Annotated in this window: 25 protein-coding genes; 12 read left to right on the forward strand and 13 right to left on the reverse strand. The window is 59.0% G+C overall.

Translation table 11 applies throughout. The features are described 5' to 3' along the window. The first annotated feature begins 29 nt into the window (after window positions 1-29). The 8 genes from MUN79_RS11690 to MUN79_RS11725 all read left to right on the forward strand — a co-directional run bounded on the left by MUN79_RS11690 (window position 30) and on the right by MUN79_RS11725 (window position 8,148). Window positions 30-1,763 (forward strand): OstA-like protein, encoded by a 1,734-nt coding sequence (locus MUN79_RS11690; RefSeq protein ID WP_244677815.1) that lies wholly within the window; start codon window positions 30-32, stop codon window positions 1,761-1,763. 57 nt (window positions 1,764-1,820) lie between these two features. After that, entirely contained in the window at window positions 1,821-2,645 is an 825-nt protein-coding gene (locus MUN79_RS11695; RefSeq protein ID WP_244677816.1) for an outer membrane protein assembly factor BamD, read from the forward strand. 116 nt (window positions 2,646-2,761) lie between these two features. Continuing rightward, a complete protein-coding gene (locus tag MUN79_RS11700) occupies window positions 2,762-3,109 on the forward strand; it encodes a DNA-directed RNA polymerase subunit omega (protein WP_226189145.1) in 348 nt (115 codons plus the stop codon). 10 nt (window positions 3,110-3,119) lie between these two features. Next, window positions 3,120-3,677 carry a flavoprotein gene (locus MUN79_RS11705; protein WP_244677817.1) on the forward strand — a complete coding sequence of 186 codons (558 nt, stop codon included), beginning with the start codon at window positions 3,120-3,122 and terminating at the stop codon, window positions 3,675-3,677. A gap of 47 nt (window positions 3,678-3,724) precedes the next feature. Then, window positions 3,725-4,378 (forward strand): phosphopantothenoylcysteine decarboxylase domain-containing protein, encoded by a 654-nt coding sequence (locus MUN79_RS11710; RefSeq protein ID WP_244677818.1) that lies wholly within the window; start codon window positions 3,725-3,727, stop codon window positions 4,376-4,378. Continuing rightward, complete coding sequence (gene porD, locus MUN79_RS11715) at window positions 4,371-5,225, forward strand: type IX secretion system protein PorD (protein WP_244677819.1); 855 nt, start codon at window positions 4,371-4,373, stop codon at window positions 5,223-5,225. The genes MUN79_RS11710 and porD overlap by 8 nt, the downstream gene beginning before the upstream one ends. Before the next feature lie 287 nt (window positions 5,226-5,512). Further along, a complete protein-coding gene (recN, locus tag MUN79_RS11720) occupies window positions 5,513-7,186 on the forward strand; it encodes a DNA repair protein RecN (protein WP_244677820.1) in 1,674 nt (557 codons plus the stop codon). Between the two features lie 140 nt (window positions 7,187-7,326). Then, entirely contained in the window at window positions 7,327-8,148 is an 822-nt protein-coding gene (locus MUN79_RS11725; RefSeq protein ID WP_244677821.1) for an enoyl-ACP reductase FabI, read from the forward strand. A gap of 69 nt (window positions 8,149-8,217) precedes the next feature. Here MUN79_RS11725 and MUN79_RS11730 read toward each other — a convergent pair whose 3' ends face one another. The 6 genes from MUN79_RS11730 to MUN79_RS11750 form a co-directional block, all read right to left on the reverse strand. Beyond that, window positions 8,218-9,189 (reverse strand): carboxypeptidase-like regulatory domain-containing protein, encoded by a 972-nt coding sequence (locus MUN79_RS11730; RefSeq protein ID WP_244677822.1) that lies wholly within the window; start codon window positions 9,187-9,189, stop codon window positions 8,218-8,220. A gap of 50 nt (window positions 9,190-9,239) precedes the next feature. Then, window positions 9,240-9,917 (reverse strand): DUF3885 domain-containing protein, encoded by a 678-nt coding sequence (locus MUN79_RS11735; RefSeq protein WP_244677823.1) that lies wholly within the window; start codon window positions 9,915-9,917, stop codon window positions 9,240-9,242. Window positions 9,918-9,945: 28 nt separating this feature from the next. Continuing rightward, window positions 9,946-10,614, reverse strand: a complete 669-nt coding sequence (locus MUN79_RS11740) for an NAD(P)-dependent oxidoreductase (RefSeq protein WP_311136722.1) — start codon at window positions 10,612-10,614, stop codon at window positions 9,946-9,948. 17 nt (window positions 10,615-10,631) lie between these two features. Further along, window positions 10,632-10,883: a hypothetical protein gene (locus MUN79_RS30925; protein WP_311136723.1), complete on the reverse strand. Its 252-nt coding sequence runs from the start codon at window positions 10,881-10,883 to the stop codon at window positions 10,632-10,634. A gap of 101 nt (window positions 10,884-10,984) precedes the next feature. Further along, on the reverse strand, window positions 10,985-11,332 hold the full coding sequence (locus MUN79_RS11745; protein WP_244677824.1) for an MmcQ/YjbR family DNA-binding protein: 348 nt from the start codon (window positions 11,330-11,332) through the stop codon (window positions 10,985-10,987). 25 nt (window positions 11,333-11,357) lie between these two features. Beyond that, entirely contained in the window at window positions 11,358-11,732 is a 375-nt protein-coding gene (locus MUN79_RS11750) for a hypothetical protein (protein ID WP_244677825.1), read from the reverse strand. 292 nt (window positions 11,733-12,024) lie between these two features. Here MUN79_RS11750 and MUN79_RS11755 point away from each other — a divergent pair, with 292 nt between their 5' ends. Beyond that, the gene (locus tag MUN79_RS11755) at window positions 12,025-12,837 is read left to right on the forward strand and encodes a hypothetical protein (protein ID WP_244677826.1); all 813 of its coding nucleotides are present in this window, start codon (window positions 12,025-12,027) and stop codon (window positions 12,835-12,837) included. Continuing rightward, the gene (locus MUN79_RS11760; RefSeq protein WP_244678315.1) at window positions 12,834-14,177 is read left to right on the forward strand and encodes a carboxy terminal-processing peptidase; all 1,344 of its coding nucleotides are present in this window, start codon (window positions 12,834-12,836) and stop codon (window positions 14,175-14,177) included. The genes MUN79_RS11755 and MUN79_RS11760 overlap by 4 nt, the downstream gene beginning before the upstream one ends. Before the next feature lie 72 nt (window positions 14,178-14,249). On the opposite strand, the gene MUN79_RS11765 is transcribed toward MUN79_RS11760, so the two are convergent. Further along, a complete protein-coding gene (locus MUN79_RS11765; protein ID WP_244677827.1) occupies window positions 14,250-14,747 on the reverse strand; it encodes a hypothetical protein in 498 nt (165 codons plus the stop codon). Window positions 14,748-15,023: 276 nt separating this feature from the next. On the opposite strand from MUN79_RS11765, the gene MUN79_RS11770 reads away from it, so the two are divergent. Both MUN79_RS11770 and MUN79_RS11775 read left to right on the forward strand, forming a co-directional pair. Next, the gene (locus tag MUN79_RS11770; RefSeq protein WP_244677828.1) at window positions 15,024-16,319 is read left to right on the forward strand and encodes a cytochrome P450; all 1,296 of its coding nucleotides are present in this window, start codon (window positions 15,024-15,026) and stop codon (window positions 16,317-16,319) included. A gap of 74 nt (window positions 16,320-16,393) precedes the next feature. Next, window positions 16,394-16,807 carry a tellurite resistance TerB family protein gene (locus tag MUN79_RS11775; protein ID WP_244677829.1) on the forward strand — a complete coding sequence of 138 codons (414 nt, stop codon included), beginning with the start codon at window positions 16,394-16,396 and terminating at the stop codon, window positions 16,805-16,807. Between the two features lie 13 nt (window positions 16,808-16,820). Here the strand turns inward: MUN79_RS11775 and MUN79_RS11780 are convergent, their stop codons facing one another. The 6 genes from MUN79_RS11780 to MUN79_RS11805 all read right to left on the reverse strand — a co-directional run bounded on the left by MUN79_RS11780 (window position 16,821) and on the right by MUN79_RS11805 (window position 21,416). Then, window positions 16,821-17,231, reverse strand: coding sequence for an ACT domain-containing protein (locus MUN79_RS11780; protein ID WP_244677830.1), 411 nt, complete (start codon window positions 17,229-17,231; stop codon window positions 16,821-16,823). A gap of 66 nt (window positions 17,232-17,297) precedes the next feature. Next, a complete protein-coding gene (locus MUN79_RS11785; protein ID WP_244677831.1) occupies window positions 17,298-17,912 on the reverse strand; it encodes a hypothetical protein in 615 nt (204 codons plus the stop codon). A 70-nt stretch (window positions 17,913-17,982) separates the two neighbouring features. Continuing rightward, window positions 17,983-19,191 (reverse strand): porin, encoded by a 1,209-nt coding sequence (locus tag MUN79_RS11790; protein WP_244677832.1) that lies wholly within the window; start codon window positions 19,189-19,191, stop codon window positions 17,983-17,985. A 103-nt stretch (window positions 19,192-19,294) separates the two neighbouring features. Further along, window positions 19,295-19,732, reverse strand: coding sequence for an SRPBCC family protein (locus tag MUN79_RS11795; protein WP_244677833.1), 438 nt, complete (start codon window positions 19,730-19,732; stop codon window positions 19,295-19,297). A gap of 179 nt (window positions 19,733-19,911) precedes the next feature. Continuing rightward, complete coding sequence (locus MUN79_RS11800; RefSeq protein WP_244677834.1) at window positions 19,912-20,535, reverse strand: DNA-3-methyladenine glycosylase I; 624 nt, start codon at window positions 20,533-20,535, stop codon at window positions 19,912-19,914. Window positions 20,536-20,714: 179 nt separating this feature from the next. After that, window positions 20,715-21,416, reverse strand: a complete 702-nt coding sequence (locus MUN79_RS11805) for a hypothetical protein (protein WP_244677835.1) — start codon at window positions 21,414-21,416, stop codon at window positions 20,715-20,717. Between the last annotated feature and the right edge of the window lie 71 nt (window positions 21,417-21,487).

Here is a 21,487-nt window from a genome sequence, read left to right on the forward strand (position 1 = left end):
CAGCGGGCCTTCCGTACCTTTGCCCCGAAATGCGTTTTATAAAGTTTCTTTTTCTGTTTCTTCTCGCTGGCCTGCCCGTGCTCAGTCAGGCCCAGCAGCGCCCCAAGCCGGCCGCCCCGCCCGCCGCACCACCCAAAGGCCAGCGAATCGAGCTGCTGCCCGGCACCCAGCGGCTGGTGGGCGGTACTTTCAACGGCGTCGAAATCCGCAAGCTGATTGGCAACGTCAGTTTTAAGCAGGGCACCACCTTGCTCTTCTGCGACTCGGCCTACCAGTATCTGGAGAAAAACGCGCTGGAAGCCTTCAGCAACGTGCGCATCATTCAGAACGACACGATTACCATTACCGGTGACCACGCCACCTACGACGGCGACACCCGCAAGGCCCGCATGACCGGCAACGTGGTGATGCGCGACCCGCGCATGACGCTTACGACGACCGTACTCGACTACGACCTGGAAAAAAACCTGGCCTACTACAGTACCGGCGGCCACCTCGTCGACCCCGAAAACACGCTCGACAGCCAGTACGGCTACTACAACACCACCTCCAAAGTATTCAGCTTCAAGCGCAACGTGAAGCTGCTGACCAAGGAAAACACCATCGACACCGATACGCTGCAGTACAATACGGTGTCGAAGATTGCCTACTTCTTCGGCCCCACGCGCATTACCGGCAAGCAGGGCAACCTCTACGCCGAAAACGGTACTTACAACACGCGCACCAAGGTTTCCAACTTCCAGCGCAACGCCAAGATTGAAACGCCCAACTACCTGCTCGGCGGCGACAAGCTGGTGTACGACGAGGTGCGGCAGTACGGCGTAGCCACCGGCCACGTCTCGATGACCTCCAAGAAAGACAACATCGTGCTGCGCGGCGACGTGGGCAAGTACTGGCGGAGCCTGGGCCGCACTAAAGTGTACGGCAGCAGCCCGGTGATGCGCAACATTTCCGACAAAGACACGCTCTATATGGCCGCCGATACCTTAGTAAGCGTGGAGGGCCGGCCGCCCAAAAACGAGGCTGGAGTGCTGTATGCCTACCCCCGGGTGAAAATCTTCCGCAAGGACCTGCAGGGCCGCTGCGACTCCCTGACTTACGACCGGGGCGACTCTATCATCTACCTCAACAAGCGCCCGGTGCTGTGGTCGGAGAAAAACCAACTGACGGCCGACAGCATGGAAATCCGGCAGCGGCGCAAGAAGATTGACCAGATGCGCCTGTACGCCAACTCCTTCATCGTGGGTCAGGATACGATTCTGAACTACAACCAGGTGAAGGGGCGCAACATGGTAGCCTACTTCGTAGACAACAAAATAAAAAAAGTGGACGTGCTTGGCAACGCCGAGAGCCTCTACTATGCTCTTGAAGGGGATACGGCCGTCACGGGCCTCAACAAAGCCGTGAGTGCCAACATGGCCCTGCGCTTTGCCGACAACAAGCTGCAGACCATATCCTTTCTGACCAACCCCGACGCCAGCTTTATTCCGCCCCACGAGCTTAAGCCCGAGGACGAAAAGCTCAAAGGCTTTGCCTGGCGGGCCGAGGAACGTCCCACCCGGCGCTCGGTGTTAGGTAAGCACTTCCCGGCTCCGGTGAAGCCCAAAGCCAAGCCGAAAGCGAAAACTAAAGCCAAAACGGCTGTTAAATCCAAGTCCAAACCCGCACCCAAGGCGAAAGCCGCGCCCACCAAAGCTGCTTCGAAGCCCGCTGCCGCTGCCACACCAAAACCGAAAGCGCCGGCTCCACGGGCTACCAAATAGGCCCCGCACGGCTTCACCTTTGATTCGGTTTCGCAATCCGTTACCTTTGTCCTCCTTATGCTCTCTTTTCGCCCTACCTTCTTTGTTCTGCTACTGAGTGCGTTGCTGCTCGGCTCGTGCTCCGGCTACCAAAAGCTGCTCAAGAGCGGCGACGTCAACAAGAAGTACGAGGCCGCCGTGCAGTACTACGATAAAGGCGACTTCTTCAAGGCCGGCACCCTGCTGGAAGACCTGATTCCGCTGCTGAAAGGCCGCCCGGAGGCTGAAAAAGCCCAGTTCTACTTCGCCAATACCAACTACCGGCAGCGCAACTACGTGCTGAGCGCCTACTACTTTCGCTCGTTTGCCGATACCTACCCCAACTCGCAGTACGCCGAGGAAGCCAACTTTCTGCACGCCAAATCCTTGTTCCGCGACTCGCCCGAATTTGAGCTGGACCAGACCAATACCTACTCGGCCTTAGAGTCGATTCAGGACTTTTTGAACCGCTACGCTAGCAGCCAGTTCCGGCCCGAAGCCGAGAATATGTCGCAGGAACTGCAGAAAAAGCTGGAAAACAAGGCGTTTCAAAGCGCCAAGCTTTATTACAACATCCGCTACTACCAGTCGGCCGTAACGGCGTTTACCTCGTTTCAGCAGCAGTACCCGGCTTCAGCCTTCAATGAGGAAGCAGCTTTCCTGAAGCTGAGTGCCCAGTACGATCTAGCCCATGAAAGTGTGCCGGAGAAGCAGCGTGAGCGGTACTTGGAGGTCCTGGCGTTCTACCAGAACTTTATCGACAACTACCCGCAGAGCCGCAACCTGAAGACTGCCGAAACCATGTACAGCAAATCCCGCGAGGAAATTGCCAAGATCAAACCGGCCGATACGGCTGCTAAGTAAATTGCCCGCGCTGAGGTGAAAAATGTTTACTGGCATGTCTGGCCAGGCAAAACATTTTTCCATTTTACCCCTTAGCACAATACTTCCCCTTTTTGCACATAAATAGCCTTCATCATATGAAAACTCCGAACAACGTCTCTGCTTCCATCGTGACCCGCAACATGTCGGACTTCACCCACGAAACCGGCAACGTGTACGAGTCGATTGCCATCATCTCGAAGCGTGCCAACCAGATTTCGGTGAAGCTGAAGGAAGAGCTCAACGGCAAGCTGGCCGAGTTTGCTACCACGGTCGACAACCTGGAGGAAGTATTCGAAAACCGTGAGCAAATCGAAATTTCCAAGCACTATGAGCGTCTACCCAAGCCGACGAACCTCGCCATTGAGGAGTTTCTGGAAGGCAAAGTAACGTTCCGCACCTTGGAAGAAGAGGCCCTGCCCATCGTGGCTCGTCCTACGGAATAAATAGCTGCTCATGCCGCTGCAAGGCCGCAAGATTATTCTGGGTGTATGCGGCAGCATTGCCGCGTACAAATCGGCCATGCTGGTGCGGCTGCTGGTAAAGGCCGGAGCCGAGGTGCAAGTCATTCTGACGGCCTCGGCTGCGGCCTTTGTCACGCCCCTCACGCTGGGTACGCTCTCCAAAAAGCCCGTTTTGACGGGCTTTTTGCGTGATGAGGCCGCCGGCCAGTGGCACAACCATGTAGAGCTGGGCCTTTGGGCCGACGCCTTGGTTATTGCCCCGGCCAGCGCCAATACCGTGGCTCAGCTGGCCAATGGACACTGCCCTAACCTGCTGGCCGCCGTCTACTTATCGGCCCGCTGCCCGGTGTTTCTGGCCCCGGCCATGGACCTGGATATGTACGTGCATCCGGCCGTGTCCCACAACTTTGAGCGGCTGCGTAGCTTCGGCAACCACGTGCTGGAGTCGCCGGTGGGGGAGTTGGCCAGTGGCCTGTCGGGGCCCGGCCGCATGCTCGAGCCCGAAGACATTGTGCGGGAGCTGGAGCAGTTTTTCACCAGCCAGTCGTAGCCTGACGTCCTTTTACCGGCCGTTTTACTTATCGGATAAGTCAACCTATGCGCGTTTTAATCACGGCCGGGCCTACGTATGAGCCCATCGACCCGGTACGGTTTATCGGCAACCACAGCACCGGCAAAATGGGTTATGCCCTGGCCGAAGCCTTTGCCGAAACCGGCGCACAGGTAGTGCTTATCAGCGGGCCCACCAGTTTGCCCAACCCGACCCAGGCGCTGATAACGACGACACGGGTGCAAACGGCGGCCGAGATGTACGAAGCTGCCGCTGCTGCTGCTACCACGGCCGACGTATGGGTATTTGCCGCCGCCGTAGCTGATTACCGGCCGCGCGACGTGGCCCAGAACAAGATCAAGAAGGACGGTGACACGCTCACGCTGGAGCTGGTCAAGAACGTGGACATTGCCGGCACGCTGGGCAAAACTAAGCGGCCTGAACAATTTTCCGTAGGTTTTGCGTTGGAGACCAATGACGAGGAAGCCCACGCCCGGGGCAAGTTGCAGCGCAAGAATTTCGACCTGATTGTGCTCAACTCCCTGCGCGACCCGGGGGCCGGCTTCCGCCACGATACCAACAAAGTGACGCTGCTGGATGCCGCGGGCCAAATGACTATCTTTGAATTGAAGCCCAAGGCCGCCGTGGCCCACGATATTGTCCGAACCGTTCTTGCCCGCCTTTCCCTTCACAATGCGTAAGATTCTGCTGCCGCTGCTGTTTGTGCTCACTCTGCTGGCCCGCCCTAGTCAGGCCCAGGAATTACTGGCCGATGTGCAGATCACCACGGAAAACGTCAACGTTTCCGACCGGCAGCTGATTTTACAGATGAAGAACGATATCCAGGCGTTTCTCAACACCCGTTCCTGGACCAATCAAACCTACCGCCCCGAGGAGCGCATTAGGTGCCGTATCTTCATCGGTATTACCGCCATTCCGCAGACTGGCACCTTCGAGGCCACGGCCCGCATCGTGTCGACGCGGCCGGTGTATGGCACCAGCTACGAAACCAACCTGCTGTCGTTTGCCGATAAGCGCTGGGCTTTCAACTATTCGCCCCAGAACCCGATTGACTATTCGGAAAATACGTTTGTGTCTAACCTGTCGTCGCTGCTGAGCTTCTATGCCTACATGATTATCGGTATGGATCAGGACAGCTTCGCCAAGCTGGGCGGCTCGCCTTATTACGACCGGGCCCGTAACATTCTCAACAACGCGGCCAACCAAAACGTGACTAACGAGTCGGATCCGGCCTGGAAGGATGGGGAATCACGCAACCGCTATTGGCTGCTCAACAACCTGCAGGACCCGCAGCTCGAAGCTATGCGCACGGGCATTTACGCCTACTACCGGCAAGGGCTTGACATCTTTATCCAGAAGCCCGACGAGGCCCGCGCCAGTATGGTAACGGCCCTGCAAGGGGTGCAGCAGGCCGCTACCCGTCGCCCGGGCACGCTGCTGGCCCGCGCCTTCTTCGACACCAAGTCGGACGAAATTTCCAACATCTTCCGCACCGCTCAGGACCCCAGCAGAAGCAGCAGGTGGTGACCATGCTTACGGAAGTAGACCCCACCAACTCGGCTAAGTACGAGAAAATCATGCGGCAGCCGTAATATTGAGCTGCCTGAATATAGAGCCGCAAGTTGCTAAACTGTTTGGCGTAAGGTTGTTGTATGGAGGAAAACAACTAATTTTATTAGTTGATAACGGGCAATAAGGGATTTTTGAGTCGTTAGCGGGCTTTTGGGCTTTCTCACTGCGGGGAAGTTGATTAAGCAGCAGTGGCGCCGACAGTTCCGAGCCAGTTTCTTTTCCTGCCAATAAACTGCCAAACCGTGCTGGTTGATCTTCGCATACAGAACTACGCTCTGATTGAGCAACTGGAGCTGCGGCCTTCCGCATTGCTCAATATCATTACCGGCGAAACCGGCGCCGGTAAATCCATCATGCTCGGCGCTATTGGGTTGCTGCTCGGCAACCGGGCCGACTCCAAGATGCTCTTCGATACGCAGCGTAAGTGCGTGATTGAAGGACAGTTCAATATTTCGAACTACCAGCTCCAGGATATTTTCGACTCCGAGGACCTGGACTACGACGCCCAGTGCATTCTGCGCCGCGAAATTAGTCCGTCGGGCAAGTCGCGGGCCTTTGTGAACGACACGCCCGTCACGCTGGAGACGCTGCGCAACATCGGGGCGAACCTGATGGACATTCACTCCCAGCACGACACGCTGCTGCTCGGCGACGCGGTATTCCAACTCAACCTGCTCGACTTATATGCGGGCTTAGTGCCCACGCGGGCTCACTACAGCAATGCCTACCGGCAGTACCGCAAGCTGGAGGCCGACCTGAAAATGGTGGAAGACCAGATTGCCCAGGCTAATAAGGAGCTGGACTACCACAGCTTTTTGCTCAATGAGCTGGAAGAAGCCCGCCTCGACGACGAGGATCAGGAAGCGTTAGAGCAGGAAATCAAGCAGCTGGAGCACGCCGAGGAAATCAAGTACAAGCTAACCCAGGCCCTGCACAGTTTGAGCGAGAGTGAGTATTGCGCCGCGGGCAGCATGAAGGAAGCCGCCACATTGCTTGGGCAGATTTCCCCGTATGCTGATTCGTTCAAAGTACTCAAGGAGCGCCTCGACAGCTGCCTGATTGAGCTCCACGACATTGCCGACGAAGTAGAAGCCACCGAACGGCGCACCGAGGGCGACCCGGCCCGCATTGACGAGCTGCAGAGCCGCCTCAACGTACTTTACAACCTGCAGCGCAAACACCAGGTGCGCGACGTGCCCGAGCTTATTGCCGTGCGTAACGACCTGCGTCAGAAAGTTGGCTCGGTGTTAAACCTGGACAAGGAACTCACCCGCCTGCGCAAAGACACCGAGGGCGCTTTGGCCACCGTGACGCGGCAGGGCAGCAAGCTTTCCGATAACCGTAAAAAGGCCTTCCCCAAGTTCGAAAAGGAGCTGGCTGGTCTGCTGGCCGAGCTGGGTATGCCGCATTCCCGCATTGTGGTGCAGCACAATACCGGGCTGCCCGCCGCCAGCGGCATCGACGTGGTCAGCATCCTGTTTACGGCCAACAAAGGTGCCCAGCCCCAGACCTTGAGCAAGGCAGCATCGGGTGGTGAATTCTCCCGTCTGATGCTGTGCATCAAGTACATGCTAGCCGACAAAACGGCCTTGCCGACCATCGTATTCGACGAAATTGACACCGGTATTTCCGGCGAAATTGCTGTGAAAGTAGGTCGGATGATGCAGCAGATGGCCAAAAAGCACCAGCTCGTGGCCATCAGTCACTTGCCGCAAATGGCCGCTGCCGGCGACGCGCACTACTTCGTGTACAAGGAAGACCGGGCCGACCGGACCGTGAGCCGCATCCGGGAGCTAACCACCGAGGAGCGGGTGCGCGAAATTGCCCACATGATTGCCGGGGCCAAGCCCAGTGAAAACGCCTTCCAGAGTGCCCGCGAACTGCTGGCTATGCGCGGCGAAATAGTAGCGGCGTAGGGCGAAGTTGGGAAATGGTGAAATTGTGCGTTGTGAATAGCTAACTTGCCGCCGTCTAATCAACGCGACGGTGAAGTGCCAGCAGTGCCAGAATACCGGCAGGCTCCGGCTCTCCATTTCACCATTTCACCAACTCACCCATGTCCAATAACCTTCTCGCCGGCAAAGTCGGCATCATCTCCGGCGCACTCAACGAGGATTCCATTGCCTGGAAAGTAGCCCTGAAAGCGCACGAGCAGGGAGCCCGCTTCGTGCTGACCAACGCCCCACTGGCCATGCGCATGGGCGAAATCAACAAGCTTTCGGAGCAGTGCAACGCGCCTATCATTCCGGCCGATGCCACCTCGATGGAAGACCTGGAAAAGCTGTTTTCGGGTGCCCAGGAGCACTTGGGCGGCAAGCTTGACTTCGTGCTGCACAGCATTGGCATGAGCGCCAACATCCGCAAGGGCAAGCACTACGGCGAGCTGAACTACGAGTGGTTCCAGAAGACCCTGGATGTGTCGGCTTTGTCGTTTCACAAGATGCTGGCCGTAGCCGAGAAGCAGGACGCCTTCAACGAGTGGGGCTCGGCCGTGGCTCTTTCGTACATTGCCGCCCAGCGTGCCTTCCTCGACTACACCGACATGTCGCAGGCTAAGGCCGTGCTTGAAAGTATTGCCCGCAGCTACGGGCAGCGCCTGGGCAAGCTCAAGAAAGTGCGCGTGAACACCATCAGCCAGTCGCCGACCAAAACCACGGCTGGCACCGGCATCAGCGGCTTCAACGCGTTTTACGACTACGCCGACAAACTCTCGCCCCTGGGCAATGCTCCGGCCGAAGCTTGTGCCGACTACTGCATCAGCCTGTTTTCGGACCTGACCCGCTACGTGACTATGCAGAACCTGATGCACGACGGCGGCTTCAGCACCACGGGTATTTCCGAGGAAATCGTGGACGTAATTACCCAGGCCGGCGCGTAATTCAGCGGCTCGTTACTTAAAAAAAGCCCGGCCAACTGGTCGGGCTTTTTTGTTTGGGGCTGATTCCGCTTAATAAAATGTCCGGGTGAGCGTGAGGGAAATCTCCTGATAGGAGCGGAGCTGATTGAAGCTAATGCCAGCAGAGAATTTGCCAAATACGGAACAGCTGGCGCTGCCTTGCAACTGCCAGAAGTCAGGCCAGTGTGTAGCCTGCACATGGACTAAGGTGTAAAATGGATAATTAAAGTAGCGACGCAAACCGATACTGTAGCCGTAGCCCGCAGTAGCTGCCTGGTCGAGGTGCAGTGGCTGGTAAGTGGCATAACCGGCTCCCACTAGCAGGCTGGGCACCAGCACGCCTCCAATACGGTATACTCCCAGTCCAACGGTGGCCCGGAAGCTGCTGAAGCGAAGATTAGCCGGTTGGGCCTGCAGCCGCTGATATTCTACTATTTCAGAGGTGCTAATGCGTCTATGGATCCATACTGGCGGCAGACTCACGCCGACAGTGGTGGCGTAATTGCGGCGGAGGTTTGTTTGGTAGCTGCCTATGATGTTGATAGGCTTGTTAATAAAGCGTTGGCCAAACACCTGTAACGTTGCTCCAAGTGGAGTATAGCGCAGGCCAGACAACGGCCCGGCTTCGAAGCGGAAATACACGGGCAATTCACAAAATACTTCCTGGCTTGGTACGAGGGCAATAACTGAGCTGCTGGCCGCCGCTACCCGGCGCTGCTGCTTCGTATAACCAATTGAACTTACGCTGATGGTAACGCTATCCGGCCGGCCAGACACTGTGAGCGAGAAGCTGCCGTCGGTATCCGAGCTAACTCCATTGACGGTATTGAACTGCAGAATGGTAGCGCCCGGCAGTGGTTGGCCGTTGCCGATATCGACTACCCGGCCTGATATTATGGTCGATTGCGCCAGCGCAGACCATTGCACAAGCAGGCAAAAGCTGAGGAGTAGAAATTTCATAGCAAGCTGTAACGTGACATCAGGCTGATGCCCACCCGGCTCATATTCCACAAAGGGCAGCACAAAAATGACGGCAACGGCGGTAAGCCCGCGAATAGCCCCTTTCCTCAGGCTTAGACCGGAGCGAAGGTTTGTTCTATTCGCGCCCGGTCGTAGTCCAGTATCCAGCTGTTGTAGGTATCAAACAGCGGCTGCAAGGTGGCTTGGTCAGTAGCTAGTATATCAAGGCCCCGGTCGTCGTACATGTGGAATATCAGGCCTCGGCTAACGTTCAGAAAAAATACATCCCCGTGGATAACCGGGCTTCGGCCCCGAAAATCCTGATTGGCAATAGCCGCGAGAATAGGGCGCACAGGAATTGTAGAGGCCGTAGTAGCGAAATGCATTCTGACCCATGAGCCCAAATGCCAGATGGCCTGATACGGGTTGGCTATTTTCTTGAAAACGACATCGGACTTGTTGATGCCAAGCTGCCGCAGAAGGAAATCAGTGGTTTTAATCCGGCCTCTTTTGTAGGCTGATTTCTGATACAACAGCATAACCTCGTCGTCTGGGTAAAAGGCGGCGTGGAATAGCGTCGAGGCGCGGTGGGTTACCTCCCGGAAGTACAGCTCATTGTAGGTCAGCTGCTTATTGGATGAGTAACCAGGATGGCCGGGTTTCAGGTACATGGGCTCGGCACCCTGCAAGTCGAACCGGATACTACTAGGCCACCGGTAGAAAAGGCCGCTGCTCAAGGCTAAGCCCGGGAAATAGTGCTGAGTAAATGCAGTGCTGGGCAGGAGAGGCATGGCAGAAAATAAAACGCGGAAATATCGGCTAGTATCCGCGGCCCAGCTCCACCAGATTTTCCAGGGGCTCACCGGCTTGCAGGTGGCTCAAGTTGCGCAGCAGCATTTCTACTTTGCCCTCGTCTTCGTGGGGTTGGCCGCCGCCGGTGTGCTGGGTGAGCAATACATTAGGCAAGGTCCAGAGCGGACTATCGGCGGGCAGAGGCTCCTGCGCTGTTACATCGAGCACGGCCCCGCCAATGCGGCCGGCTTGTAAGGCGGCAACAAGGGCCGGCTCGTCGGTAGTGTTGCCGCGGCCTACGCTGGCATAAATGCTGCTGGGGGCCATAGCTGCTACCAGCTCGGCCGAGAAAAAGCCGTTGGCACTACCGGGCAGGCAGTTAATAACTATGTCGGTTGCCGGCAACGCGGCTTGCAGTTCCTCAACGGTATGGAGCTGGGCTTCCGGGTTGGTGCGGGCCAGCAGCTGCACTGTGCACTGGAAGCCGCTGAGCTGCTCACGCACGGCTTGCCCGATGGCGCCGGCGCCCAGAATTACGACTTGCTTGTGGCGCAATAGCCCGGTCCCGGCCCGCAGCGGGGCGCCCACCCAGCGGCGCTGCTGCTGCAGTACGGCCAGCTCCGGCAGGCGGCGGTACAGGGCTAGAATACCCGCCACAATGGTTTCGGCGCAGGGCCAGGCAAAATAGTCGCCCATGTTGGCTACGGGGCAGTTCAGGTGCAGGGCCGCGTACCGCTCGAAACCGGCCGAGTCGATTTGCCAGAACTGCAGCCGGGCGGGTAGTGGTCGGTGAGCCAGGCCGGCGGCACGTTGCCCAGTACCACTTCCGCGGCCTGAAAAGCGGCCAGCTGCTGCTCGGGCTGCGGCAAGTCGAGGCGGAAAACGGGCTGGACGCCGGCGGGCAAGTGGGCCAGGAGCAAGGCCCGGGCCGGCGCGCTGAGGGCCGAATAAACGAAGAGCTGCATACGGAAACGGGAAACGTCGAGCTGGGCTATACGCAGAAGCCGCCCGACGTTTTGTCTCCACTACCGGAATACGACTGGTAGAGCCCAATCAGCGGCCAAAGTCAGGCGCTAAGCTGACGCCGCACTTTGGCCGGCAGCTTGGCCAGCGCCAGCTGGTACGACTCGCCGATGTAGTGCCGCCACTGCGCCGCGTCGAGGCGGCGCACATCGTCCAGGTACACCCACTTGTAGCGCCCCAGGTGCCGGTGCGAAGCAAAGCCGGGCTGGCTGATCAACTCCTCAAACTCCTCGGCCGTAGCCTTAAAAGCGGCCGACACTGGAAAACTGCCGGGCGAGGTGACCAGAAACATCTTTTCACCCACGCAAAAGCACAGGTGATGGCCCGATTTGAGGTCCTCTTTCACGCCGGCGCGCGTGTGGCAGATGATTTGGAGCTCGGCGACGGTCATACGGCAGGCAAATCGGAGAAGGAAATCAGGGCTGGGTCCGCAGCCAGGCTTGGGCTGCAGTCAGGCTGTCGAACAGCTGGATATCGAGCTGATCGGCAATGCGGTACTGCAGGTCCTCAATAGAGAGCTGGCCAAACACATCCGGCGACACGACCTGCGCAAAGGAGCGCAGGCCGGCCGAGATGATGAGTGGGGTCCAAACCTGCTGAATCCAGTCGTTGGCCTCGGTAAAGGTGCCGACCAGTTCCCGGTGGTCATTGAGCAGGCGGGAGCAGGGCTCCGCGCGCAGCATATCTACGTACGTCAGGCCCCCATCCATAATCGTGCCCAGCGTTTGGCGGCCCAGCCACCGGGCGTGAATCCAGTTATCGGTTGTATTTCGTTCTACAGTAGCATACACTGTCCCATCACCCCGGTATAATGAAGTTATCATACGGTCGCCCCAATTCGGTCTAAAAATGCTTTATTGGCACAAAGATGCGGAATTGTGGGCATAGCCAGGCGTCATTCGGCAGCCGTTACTGAACTACTCACCGGCGGCTCCGGGTTATGCAACTAGCCGGGCAAATCGGCGTCTTACTACCAACACTGCCAGAACCATAGGCGCTTGTAATTGCTTCCCCGCCGGGTTTTTTTCGTCGGTCCTTGCCGGCCGCATTTACGTTGTTTTTATCTTCTTCGTCCGTAGTCATATGGCTTCATTTCGCTCTTCTCTCGGCTTTTCGGCGCTGCTGCCGGGCCTGCTGTTGCTGTTTCCCACCGGTGGCTTTACCCAGCGTCCTACCGACGACTTGCCGCCCCAGAAAAAACAAGTACTGCTGGGCACCGTGGCCCAGGGCCTGGGCATGGCGCACGTGCAGCCCGAGCAGATTGACAATGACTTCTCCCGCCGTGTGTATACCCTGTATCTGAAGCACCTGGACGGCAGCAAGCGGTTTTTGCTACAGCCCGACGTGAAGCAGCTGCAGCGCTACGAAACCAGCATCGACGACGAGATAAAGCAGGGTAAGCACGAGTTTCTGGATTTGAGCACCAAGCTAATCAACCAGCGCGTGCAGGAAGCCCAGGTGCTGTACCGGGAGCTGCTTCAGCAGCCGTTTGAGTTTACGGCCGCCGAAACCTTCGAAACGGATGCGGAAAAAGTGGCGTACCCGGCCGATGCTGCCGCCCGCCGCGACCGGTGGCGCCGTCTGCTCAAGTACCAGACGATGACGCGCGTATCGGAGCTGATGGACGAGCAAAGCCGTCAGCAAACCAAGTCGCTGGCAGCCACCAAGGCCAAGCCTTCCGACGCCACGATTTCGGCGGCGGTGCGCACTCCGGCCCAGCTCGAAGCCGACGCCCGCAAGCAGGTGCTGAAGTATTACGACGAGTTCTTCAGCGACCTGCGCCAGACCGACGAGGCCGACCGGCTGGCCGAGTTTGCCAATACCGTAGCCAATACCTTCGACCCGCACTCGGAGTATTTTGCCCCAAGGATAAAACCAACTTCGACCTGGCCCTGACCGGCCGCCTCGAAGGCACCGGCGCTCAGCTTAGCGAGAAAGACGGGCAGATTACAGTGGCTTACCTGGTGCCCGGCTCGGCATCGTACCGGCAGGGTGAGCTCAAGGCCGGCGACGTAATTCTGCGCGTGGCCCAGGGCGCAGCCGAGCCCGTGGCCGTGGAAGGCCTGCGCATGGACAAAGTAGTGCAGATGATTCGGGGCAAAAAGGGCACGGAAGTACGCCTGACCGTGAAAAAGCCCGACGCCAGCACCAAGGTTATTTCCATCATCCGCGACGTGGTGGTGCTGGAAGAAACCTATGCCCAGTCGGCCGTTATCAACGACGGTGGCAAGAAAATCGGTTACATCCTGCTACCCAGCTTCTACGCCGACTTCAACCACAACGGCGGCCGCAACTCGGCCGAGGACGTGAAAAAGGAGCTGCAAAAGCTTAAGAAGGAAAACGTGCAGGGTGTGGTGCTGGATTTGCGCTTCAACGGCGGCGGCTCCCTCCAGGACGCGGCCGAAATGGCGGGCTTGTTCGTGGCCAACGGCCCCATGGTACAGGTGAAAAGCCGGCAGGGCGCCGCCGACCTCGTCAGTGACCCCGACCCCAAAGTGCAGTATGATGGTCCGCTGGCCGTGCTGGTGAATAAGTACAGCGCCTCAGCCTCCGAAATTCTGGCCGGCGCCATCCAGGACTACAAGCGCGGCGTAATCGTGGGCAATACCACCTACGGTAAGGGCACGGTGCAGCGCATTTTTGAGCTGGACGACATCATGAGCCCCGCCCTAGCCAGCCTCAAGCCGTTCGGGTCCCTGAAGATGACCATCCAGAAGTACTACCGCGTTACGGGCTCCTCCACGCAGTTTAAGGGCGTGACGCCCGACATTCCGGTGCCGGATGCCTACAGCGCCCTGGCCGATGGGGAGCAGGACACCGATTACCCGCTGAAGTGGGACGAAATTACGCCGGCTCAGTTCAAGCCCTGGGCTGCAGCTCCTAATGTAGAGAAGCTGGCTGCCGCCAGCCGGCAGCGCGTGGCGGGCAGCTCGGCCTTCCGCCTGCTGACCGACGCCGTACAGGGCATGGCCAAGCGCCAGAAAGTAACCCAGGTGTCGCTGAACCTGGCCGCCTACCGGGCCGAGCAGCAGGAAGCCCATGCGGCCGCCGAGAAGTTTAAGCAAACCCAGCAGGCCGCGCCCACGCTGGAAGTAGCGCCGCTGCTGGCTTCGGCTGCTACTGCTGCGCCTGCCGATTCGGCTGCCGACAGCCGCGCTACCCGCTTCGTGAAGCCCCTGCGCAAAGACCTCACGCTGCGCGAAGCCGTATCCGTTATTCAGGATCAGCTGAACTAGCTTCGGGATTTGAAATACAAAAAAACCCGCTCCAGCATTGTTGGAGCGGGTTTTTAAGTTTATCAGGTATGGCTACTCGCGTAGCCACCGCGCCATGCGGGGAAACTCGGCGTTAGTAGTCAGACCCATCCAGACCAGCAGGGGCAGGCCCATGGTGCCGCCGGTGCGGAAGTGTTCAATCAGCCACTCGCTCTGGTTTTTGTAGCCCTGGGGGTGAAACACAACTTCGGCGGGCAGGGCTAGGGCTAGGGCGGCGGCGTAAGTCCAGGCCAGTACGCCCAGCTCTTCGCCTTCCTTCTCGGGGTTGTTTTCAGTAATGTTGGCACTCAGCAAATGACGCTCGGCGGCAGGCGTTAGGGCAATGTGGCCGGCCTCGTGCAGAATGTCGCCGGGGTAGAGCAGCCGTTCCCGGTCCACGACCAGCGTGCCTTTGTCGATAAGCAGGCCGGGTAGAAACGTTTCCTGGCCCAGGAGAGAAGCCTCGCGCACCTGCAGGCCAATGGCGCGCACGAAGGTTAGCAGCGGGTCGATCTGGGCGGCGGGCACTGTATGGGCAGAAGAGCTAATCATAGGCGCAAGATACTTTCCCGCTGCTAAGGCCAGATGGTTCGCTATTCTTTCTTCCACCTAAAAACAGGCCTTCAGCCAGATCAAAAGCAGGTAATGAAGCTGGGCTGTGGCTGACGAGTAGCTCCACGGTGGCTGCTTTTGCCGCGCGCCGGGTGTATCCCTGGGGCGGGGAGAGCGTATGAAAAAGGGCCTTGCCACTTCCTACAGGGCTAAACTCAACCGTAGCCCAGCGCTACGCTGGAGTCATTACGTGCGCTTGCCTTACCCCAAAACGCTATGCAAACGATACCCCGGGACTCTAGCCTGGACAGCACCCTGGACGTGGTGCGCGAAGGTTTTCCTTTTATCTGGAACCGCGTCCGCGGCCTGCACTCCGATATTTTCCAGATTCGCCTGATGGGGCAGCGGGCCATTTGCCTGCACGGCCCCGAAGCAGCCCAGCTGTTTTACGAACCGGCCCGCTTCGTCCGGACGGGAGCCGTGCCACGCCGCATCCAAACCACGCTCATGGGCCAGGACGCCGTGCAAACCAAAGACGGAAATGAACACCGCTGCCGCAAAGACGCTTTTATGTCTTTGATGACACCTCAGAGCCGGCAGACGCTGATGCAGCAGCTGGCCCGGGAGTGGCAGGCCGCGGCGGAGCATTGGACGGGCCAGCAGCAGATTGTGCTCTTCAATGAGGTCCTGGAAGTGTTGTGCCGGGCCGCCTGTGCCTGGGCCAATGTGCCCCTGCCCGAGAAAGACGCCCGCCACCGGGCCCAGGATTTTTGGGCCATGGTTGATGCCTTTGGCGGGGCCGGGCCCCGGCACTGGCGCGGCAAACGGGCCCGCACCCGCACCGAGGACTGGATAGAGGGTGTTATCAAGAAGATTCGCAAGGGTAAGCTGCACGTGGCAGCAGACTCGCCGGCCCACGTAATGGCCGGGCTGCGCGACGCCGACGGAGACCTGCTTTCGGCCCGGATGGCCGCCATTGAGCTTATCAACGTGGTCCGGCCCATCGTGGCTATTGCTACCTACATCACCTTTGCCGCCGTGGCCCTGCACGAATATCCGGCCTACAAAGGACTGCTGCGTACTGCCAGCGACGACTACACCGAGTATTTCGTGCAGGAAGTGCGGCGCGACTTTCCCTTCGCCCCGTTTCTGGGCGCCCGGGTTCGGGAGGATTTCACCTGGCGGGGCTGCGACTTTAAAAAAGGCACGCTGGTCCTGCTCGACGTGTATGGTCTCAATCACGACCCGCGGCTGTGGCCCGAGCCCAACGTTTTCTGGCCCGACCGTTTCCGCAACCGGCCCATCAGCCCGTACGACTTTATTCCGCAGGGCGGCGGGCACTACAGTGGCCACCGCTGCGCCGGGGAGTGGATTACGATTGAAGCCCTGAAGCAAGCCGTGACTTTTCTCAACGACGGTATTACCTACGACGTACCAGCCCAGGACCTGCGCTACGACCTCACGCGCATGCCCACGCTGCCTGCCAGCGGCTTTCTTATGCGGCACGTGCGCATCACTGGCCAGCCGGCCCCCACGGCCGTGCAAACCTCTGCCTGTCCGTTTCACCACTAAAGGGTGGCGGAAGAATTTAAAAATAATCGGGCCGCCCCCTACGAGCTGCCTACTCACCACCCAACTCATTCGCCATGCAAAGCACACACGACCTGCAGGAGGTTCTGAATACCCCGCAAAAGAAACTGGCCTTCTTCCAAAACCTGGTACTGGTAGCGGCTGCCGACGGACAGCTCGACGAGCAGGAAAGCCAACTACTGCTCCAGATTGGCAACCGACTGGGGCTGAAGTCCGAAGAAGTGCAGCCCATTGCCGACAACCTGGCTATCCTGAGCTTTATTGTGCCGGCCGATGGGCTGCAGCGCACCTTGGAGCTACAAACGCTGGTGCAGATGATGCTGCAGGACGGGCAGATTGACCCGCGTGAATACGGCCTGTGCATGGAATACGCCAACCGCATCGGCTACGGCAAGGACATCCTCGACGACATGGTAACGCAGCTGGCCGGCGGGGCCCCATCCGGGGTACGCAATCCGCCCACGGTCTAAGTAAGCCTCTGTTCTACAAATCGGAAGTGCCGGTAGCGGCCAGGTTCTGCAGCACTGCCAGGGCCTGGCCGGCTTCGTTTTTGGCCACGAAAATATGGTCGTGGTAGTAGGCCGCTACTACGTTGCAACTGATTTGCTGCCGGGCCAAGGCCTGGGCAAAAGCGGCTGTGAGTCCTACGGCGGCCAGAGAAGAATGAACCGTTAGGGTAAGCCAGGCCGCCACGTATGAATACGTTAGGCCTAGCCGGTCGGCCGTGGCCTGGGGCAGAATGAGGGTGATGCCCTCGGTTTCTCGAAACGTACTTAGGCAGTCGGTCAGGTCGAGGCCGGTGAGGGAAGCCACGGTGCAAAAGACGTAGGTGCCGGGCTGCCGGATGGGCTGCATGGTGCGCAGCAATTGGGTGAGGTCGGTTTCGCCGCTCATTAAGAGAAGGTGGAAGGTGATGGTTAAAACGTGCGTATAAGCTTTGCCGCCTGAGTCGATAAAGCCTTAGCGGCGGTTGCGGCCCAGCACCACTTCCACCCCGAGCAGGCCCAGGCCGAGGACCAGCACAAACAGGGCCCCGGCGTAGCCCACCCATTTCTCCCCGGTTTGCTTGAACAGATACGCATCCCGCTTGCCGCCGTACACGGTTTCGGCCTTGATGGCCCCGGCCCGACTGATGGTGCCCACGGCGAAAACCTGGCTGCCCCGGTCGAAGCCGCTGTAGCTGTTGCGCTTGGTGAGCTTTTGAATGGTGGTGTTGCGCAGGGCGTAGCCGGGTTCTATGGGCATCGTCTGGCTACCTACTTCCAGCAGCAGGGCCGGCGACACCCAGTCGTCTTCCAGCCAAATGGGTTCCTGCTTGTCGGAATATCGCTCGGCGGTGCTCCGTACGTAGGCTACCAAGGTGCCGTAGCGCTGGGGCGTCACGCGGCTGATGCGGCCTTCCACCAGCACTGGGGTACCGGCCGGAAGCAGCCGGAGGGACGCGGCCGTTTGGGGCTCCAGCTGCCGGAGCGGGGCCAGGACTGCATCGGAATAGGAAGCCAGCAGCCACAGCTTCACCACGCCGTAGCCAATGGCCAGCAGGCCCAGCCACACGAGCTTGTATTTGTTTAGCATTCGAAGCCTCCCGGAGTAGGTTAGAGGGCCAAAGTAGGGGATAAGACCTCTGTGGGCAACCCTGGGCAGCTTAAAAGTTGAGCTGAGCTTGCAGGCGGAGCAAGCCGCCCCGCTGCCGGTTGTCGGGGCGCTGGAAATCCTCGAAGCGGCGCGACGACAACGTATACATGGTTACCAACTCAAAGCTGGGATAGGGCTGCCACTCGACGCCCAGCTCGGCTTCGCGCACGGTGTAGCTGCGGGCGTCGCGCTCGTGTTTTTTGCCGCCGTCGTAGTACTGCACCCGCAGGAAAGGGTAAAACTGCTGCTGCCCGTGCTGCAGGCGCAGGTTCAGCAGAAGGTAGCCGCCGTGCAGGCGCTGGGTTTCGATGCTGTCAGTGGCGGGATTGAATTCTGGGCCGCGGCCTACGTTGTATTCGGCCTGCACCCCAAATGGCTGCGGGTACAGCACAAACGTAGCCGCCAGGCGCTGGTCAGGGTAGCTCAGGTCAGGCCGGTGCTTGACGCCGCTGGAAAGCTGGTCCTTGGCCACCACGTAGTGCCCGGTGTAGGCCTGCACGGCGGGCTCAATTATCTGGTTGCCAATTAAGAGCGGGTAGGATACGCGGGCTACCACGTGGCGCTGGTTATTGAGCTCGGGCCGGTTGGCCGTTTGCCCGTTGAACACGCCCAGCCCCACCACGCCGTAGTCGCCGGAGCCCTTCAGGCCATCCTTAACCAGCTTGCTGAACCGCTGCCGCACGGTGGTAGGGGCCCAGTAGAGAAAGGCACCCAGGTCCCGCTCGTTGGAAAGGGCACTGTTGAGGGCGTCGTTACGGTCCAGGGCCAGGCGGTTCTGGCTGGACTGCATATTCTCGAAGCCGTAGGGCACTTTGCTTTGCCCCACGCGCACCCGAAACCGGCTGGCTTTGTCCAGGCCCAGGTCCATGTAGGCGTCGCGCAGCAGGCCCACGTTCAGGGTTGTGTTGCCGCTAAGGGTGCTGGCAAAGTCGGGCTGGAGGTAGAAGTAGATACGTTCGTTGAGCTGCCCGAAGAAGATAATTCGGATTCGGCGCAACGAAAAGCCGCCGTTTTCGCCCCAAGACCTGTCGCACTGCTCGCACTGCAGGGCCGAATTGGTTTCCAGCAGCCGGTTGTAGCGGGCTTGCACGTAGCCCCGGATGGTAAAGCCTTCATACCACTTTTTCGGGGCGGGTGGGGCCTGGCGCACCGAATCGGGAGCTTGAGCGTGGGCTGTAGTGGCAACTCCAAACAGCAGGGCGGTTAACAGTTTCTTCATGAAAAGATAATGCTGGCGCAAAGTGCGGCATTACCTGTTACCTGAATGTGACTGCAGTGTTAAGAGAATGTTTCCAAATGGAAGATACTCCTCGCCGCTAGGCTTAGGCCTCTGCCAATTCCTTCACTTTTTCCAGGGCCTCGGGGAAGGTTTCGGCAAAGTACGCCTGGTGGTCTTCGGCTACGTCCATTTCCACGGTCAGCTCCGTGGTGTTACCAATTTGCCGCAGCGTGTACGTTTCAGTGGCGTTGGTCCAGTTCTGGTGCTCCTGTCCGAAGGGTTGCTGCTGCCCGTTTTTTACTTCGCCTAAATGCTCGAAGGTGATAAGCTCGTGAGGCACGCTGCGGGCAATGCGGCTGTACATTCCGCCGCCGTCGGCCGAGCTGAATACCACCGTGCTGCCTTCCTGCCAGTCGGACTCGGCCCGGGAGCCGGGGCTAAATACACTGGCCCAGGTGGGGTAGGTCTGAGCGTTCCAGAGCACGTTCCACACTTTGTCTTTGGGCGCATTAATCATGGTAGAAAAGCAGGCCTTTTTCATCGGGGTCAGACGGGTTAGGTGGTTGGTAGATGAGTCATTCGGACGGAAACCCTGGTTTATCAGGCGTTTATACGGCGGCTGCGGGCGGAGGTATTCTTCTAAAACGGTTTCCCGGGCTGCTGTCAGAAAAAGCAGGGCTAGTGCTTAGCGGGCCGGCCGCTCAAGCAGGCGCGCCACGCTCAGAGCTGCGCGGCTAGAGCCGCGCACTCGGCGTGCCGGGGACAGCTGAGCAGGTGGTCGTTTACCAGGCCGGCCGTTTGCAGAATGTTGTAGCAGGTCATGGGGCCGGTCATCACGAAGCCGCGCCGTTTCAGGTCCTTGCTCATGGCCTCACTTGCGGGCGTGGTCAGGGGCACGGGGTTGGTGGCACTGCGCCGGTTGTCGACGGGCCGGCCGCCCACGTACTGGTAGAAAAACGGCAGCAGCCCGGCCTCGCCGCCTACTTCGGCGCGCAGCCGTAGCCAGGCCTGGGCATTCTGCACGGTGGCCTCCAGCTTGCGGCGGTTGCGCAGAATGCGCGGATTCAGGAGCATTTCGGCAATGTCGTCCTCGGTGAAGCGGGCAATCCGCTCGGGCTCGAAGTTGGCCAGCAGCTCCCGAAACCCTTCCCGGCGCTTAAGCACTACCGGAAAGTCGAAGCCCAGCTGGAAAGTATGCAGCACGAGGTACTCGAACAGAATAGAAGCCTCGGCCACCGGCTCGCCCCACTCGTGGTCGTGAAAATCACCGAGCAGCTCGCTGTGTCCGGCCCAGGGGCAGCGGCCATCGGCAAGGTTCGGCAGGTCGGATTTTAATTTTGTCATCACTAGTCCTGTTTACCAAGGACTGGTACGCCAAACTGCCCTGCCCGATACATACGCGGCTTCAGAGCAATAGTGGCCGCACCTATCCGCCCTCTTTGCCAGTACGTAGCCCACAACGCAACGGGCGTCATCCAGCTTTTGCCGAATGACGCCCGTTGTGCCGTTTGCGCTGGAATGGCTTAGCTGATTTCTGCTTCCACTACTACATCAGCCTGGGTGGTGGCTGTGTAAGTATCGGCATACTTGAAATCGTCGAGCCAGTAGGCTGAGCCCACTACTTCCAGCACCAGGGTAGATTCTTGCTGGCGAATGGTTCGCAGCTGCCAGATAATGTAGGGCGCCTCGGCAAAGCTGTTGCTAGCCAGCTGGTCGCTGAAGAGGCGCTTGAGCAAGGTGTTGTCGGGCATGCCCGGGGCCAGCAGGCGCAGCAATGGGGCTTCGGGCTGGGTGGCAAACAGGGTCAGGTCGTCGGCCTCATCGGCGGTCAGCTGCACCTGAAACTGGACGGCTTCGGCGCGGGGAAATTTGCCGTTGTAGGCTTCGTACAAAAGCTGGGTCGCCTTGAAAAAGCCTTCGTGCTGGTGCAGCTGCGGGTTTTCTTCCCAGAGCTTTTCAGTCAGCATCTGGTGGGCCAGGTTCTCCAACTGACCCTGGGTAAGCTGGTCTTCAAACAGGTAATTGAGCACCAGCTGGGCCGCTTCGGTGGGCTCTAGGTCGGTGAGAGCCATCAGGCACATGGCCTTGAGCTCGGCGGGCTCTATCTCGCTGGCCTCGTCGAACTCCAGCAGGCCCAGCAGTTCCAGATAATCCTGGTTGGTCCAGGAGCCGGGCAGGGCGCTGAGGGTTTCGAAAGACAGGCGTTCAACAGTGAAATTTTTCATAAAGACAGGTACTTGCCGGCAGCACAACCGCCGGGGCGCGGTAAATCCGCGCTGCATTGGTTGAGTTTACG

Source organism: Hymenobacter cellulosilyticus (assembly GCF_022919215.1).
Classification (GTDB): Bacteria; Bacteroidota; Bacteroidia; order Cytophagales; family Hymenobacteraceae; genus Hymenobacter; species Hymenobacter cellulosilyticus.

Coding starts and splice junctions, on each gene's coding strand:
- MUN79_RS11765 (WP_244677827.1), bottom strand. CDS start 14,747: ATGATTAGCTCTTCTGCCCATACAGTGCCCGCCGCCCAGATCGACCCG.
- MUN79_RS11725 (WP_244677821.1), top strand. CDS start 7,327: ATGTCCAATAACCTTCTCGCCGGCAAAGTCGGCATCATCTCCGGCGCA.
- MUN79_RS11805 (WP_244677835.1), bottom strand. CDS start 21,416: ATGAAAAATTTCACTGTTGAACGCCTGTCTTTCGAAACCCTCAGCGCC.
- MUN79_RS30925 (WP_311136723.1), bottom strand. CDS start 10,883: ATGCAGCTCTTCGTTTATTCGGCCCTCAGCGCGCCGGCCCGGGCCTTG.
- MUN79_RS11695 (WP_244677816.1), top strand. CDS start 1,821: ATGCTCTCTTTTCGCCCTACCTTCTTTGTTCTGCTACTGAGTGCGTTG.
- MUN79_RS11795 (WP_244677833.1), bottom strand. CDS start 19,732: ATGAAAAAGGCCTGCTTTTCTACCATGATTAATGCGCCCAAAGACAAA.
- MUN79_RS11775 (WP_244677829.1), top strand. CDS start 16,394: ATGCAAAGCACACACGACCTGCAGGAGGTTCTGAATACCCCGCAAAAG.
- MUN79_RS11785 (WP_244677831.1), bottom strand. CDS start 17,912: ATGCTAAACAAATACAAGCTCGTGTGGCTGGGCCTGCTGGCCATTGGC.
- MUN79_RS11755 (WP_244677826.1), top strand. CDS start 12,025: ATGGCTTCATTTCGCTCTTCTCTCGGCTTTTCGGCGCTGCTGCCGGGC.
- MUN79_RS11800 (WP_244677834.1), bottom strand. CDS start 20,535: ATGACAAAATTAAAATCCGACCTGCCGAACCTTGCCGATGGCCGCTGC.
- porD (WP_244677819.1), top strand. CDS start 4,371: ATGCGTAAGATTCTGCTGCCGCTGCTGTTTGTGCTCACTCTGCTGGCC.
- MUN79_RS11700 (WP_226189145.1), top strand. CDS start 2,762: ATGAAAACTCCGAACAACGTCTCTGCTTCCATCGTGACCCGCAACATG.
- MUN79_RS11690 (WP_244677815.1), top strand. CDS start 30: ATGCGTTTTATAAAGTTTCTTTTTCTGTTTCTTCTCGCTGGCCTGCCC.
- MUN79_RS11705 (WP_244677817.1), top strand. CDS start 3,120: ATGCCGCTGCAAGGCCGCAAGATTATTCTGGGTGTATGCGGCAGCATT.
- MUN79_RS11740 (WP_311136722.1), bottom strand. CDS start 10,614: ATGGGCGACTATTTTGCCTGGCCCTGCGCCGAAACCATTGTGGCGGGT.
- MUN79_RS11770 (WP_244677828.1), top strand. CDS start 15,024: ATGCAAACGATACCCCGGGACTCTAGCCTGGACAGCACCCTGGACGTG.
- MUN79_RS11710 (WP_244677818.1), top strand. CDS start 3,725: ATGCGCGTTTTAATCACGGCCGGGCCTACGTATGAGCCCATCGACCCG.
- MUN79_RS11780 (WP_244677830.1), bottom strand. CDS start 17,231: ATGAGCGGCGAAACCGACCTCACCCAATTGCTGCGCACCATGCAGCCC.
- MUN79_RS11790 (WP_244677832.1), bottom strand. CDS start 19,191: ATGAAGAAACTGTTAACCGCCCTGCTGTTTGGAGTTGCCACTACAGCC.
- MUN79_RS11745 (WP_244677824.1), bottom strand. CDS start 11,332: ATGACCGTCGCCGAGCTCCAAATCATCTGCCACACGCGCGCCGGCGTG.
- MUN79_RS11735 (WP_244677823.1), bottom strand. CDS start 9,917: ATGCCTCTCCTGCCCAGCACTGCATTTACTCAGCACTATTTCCCGGGC.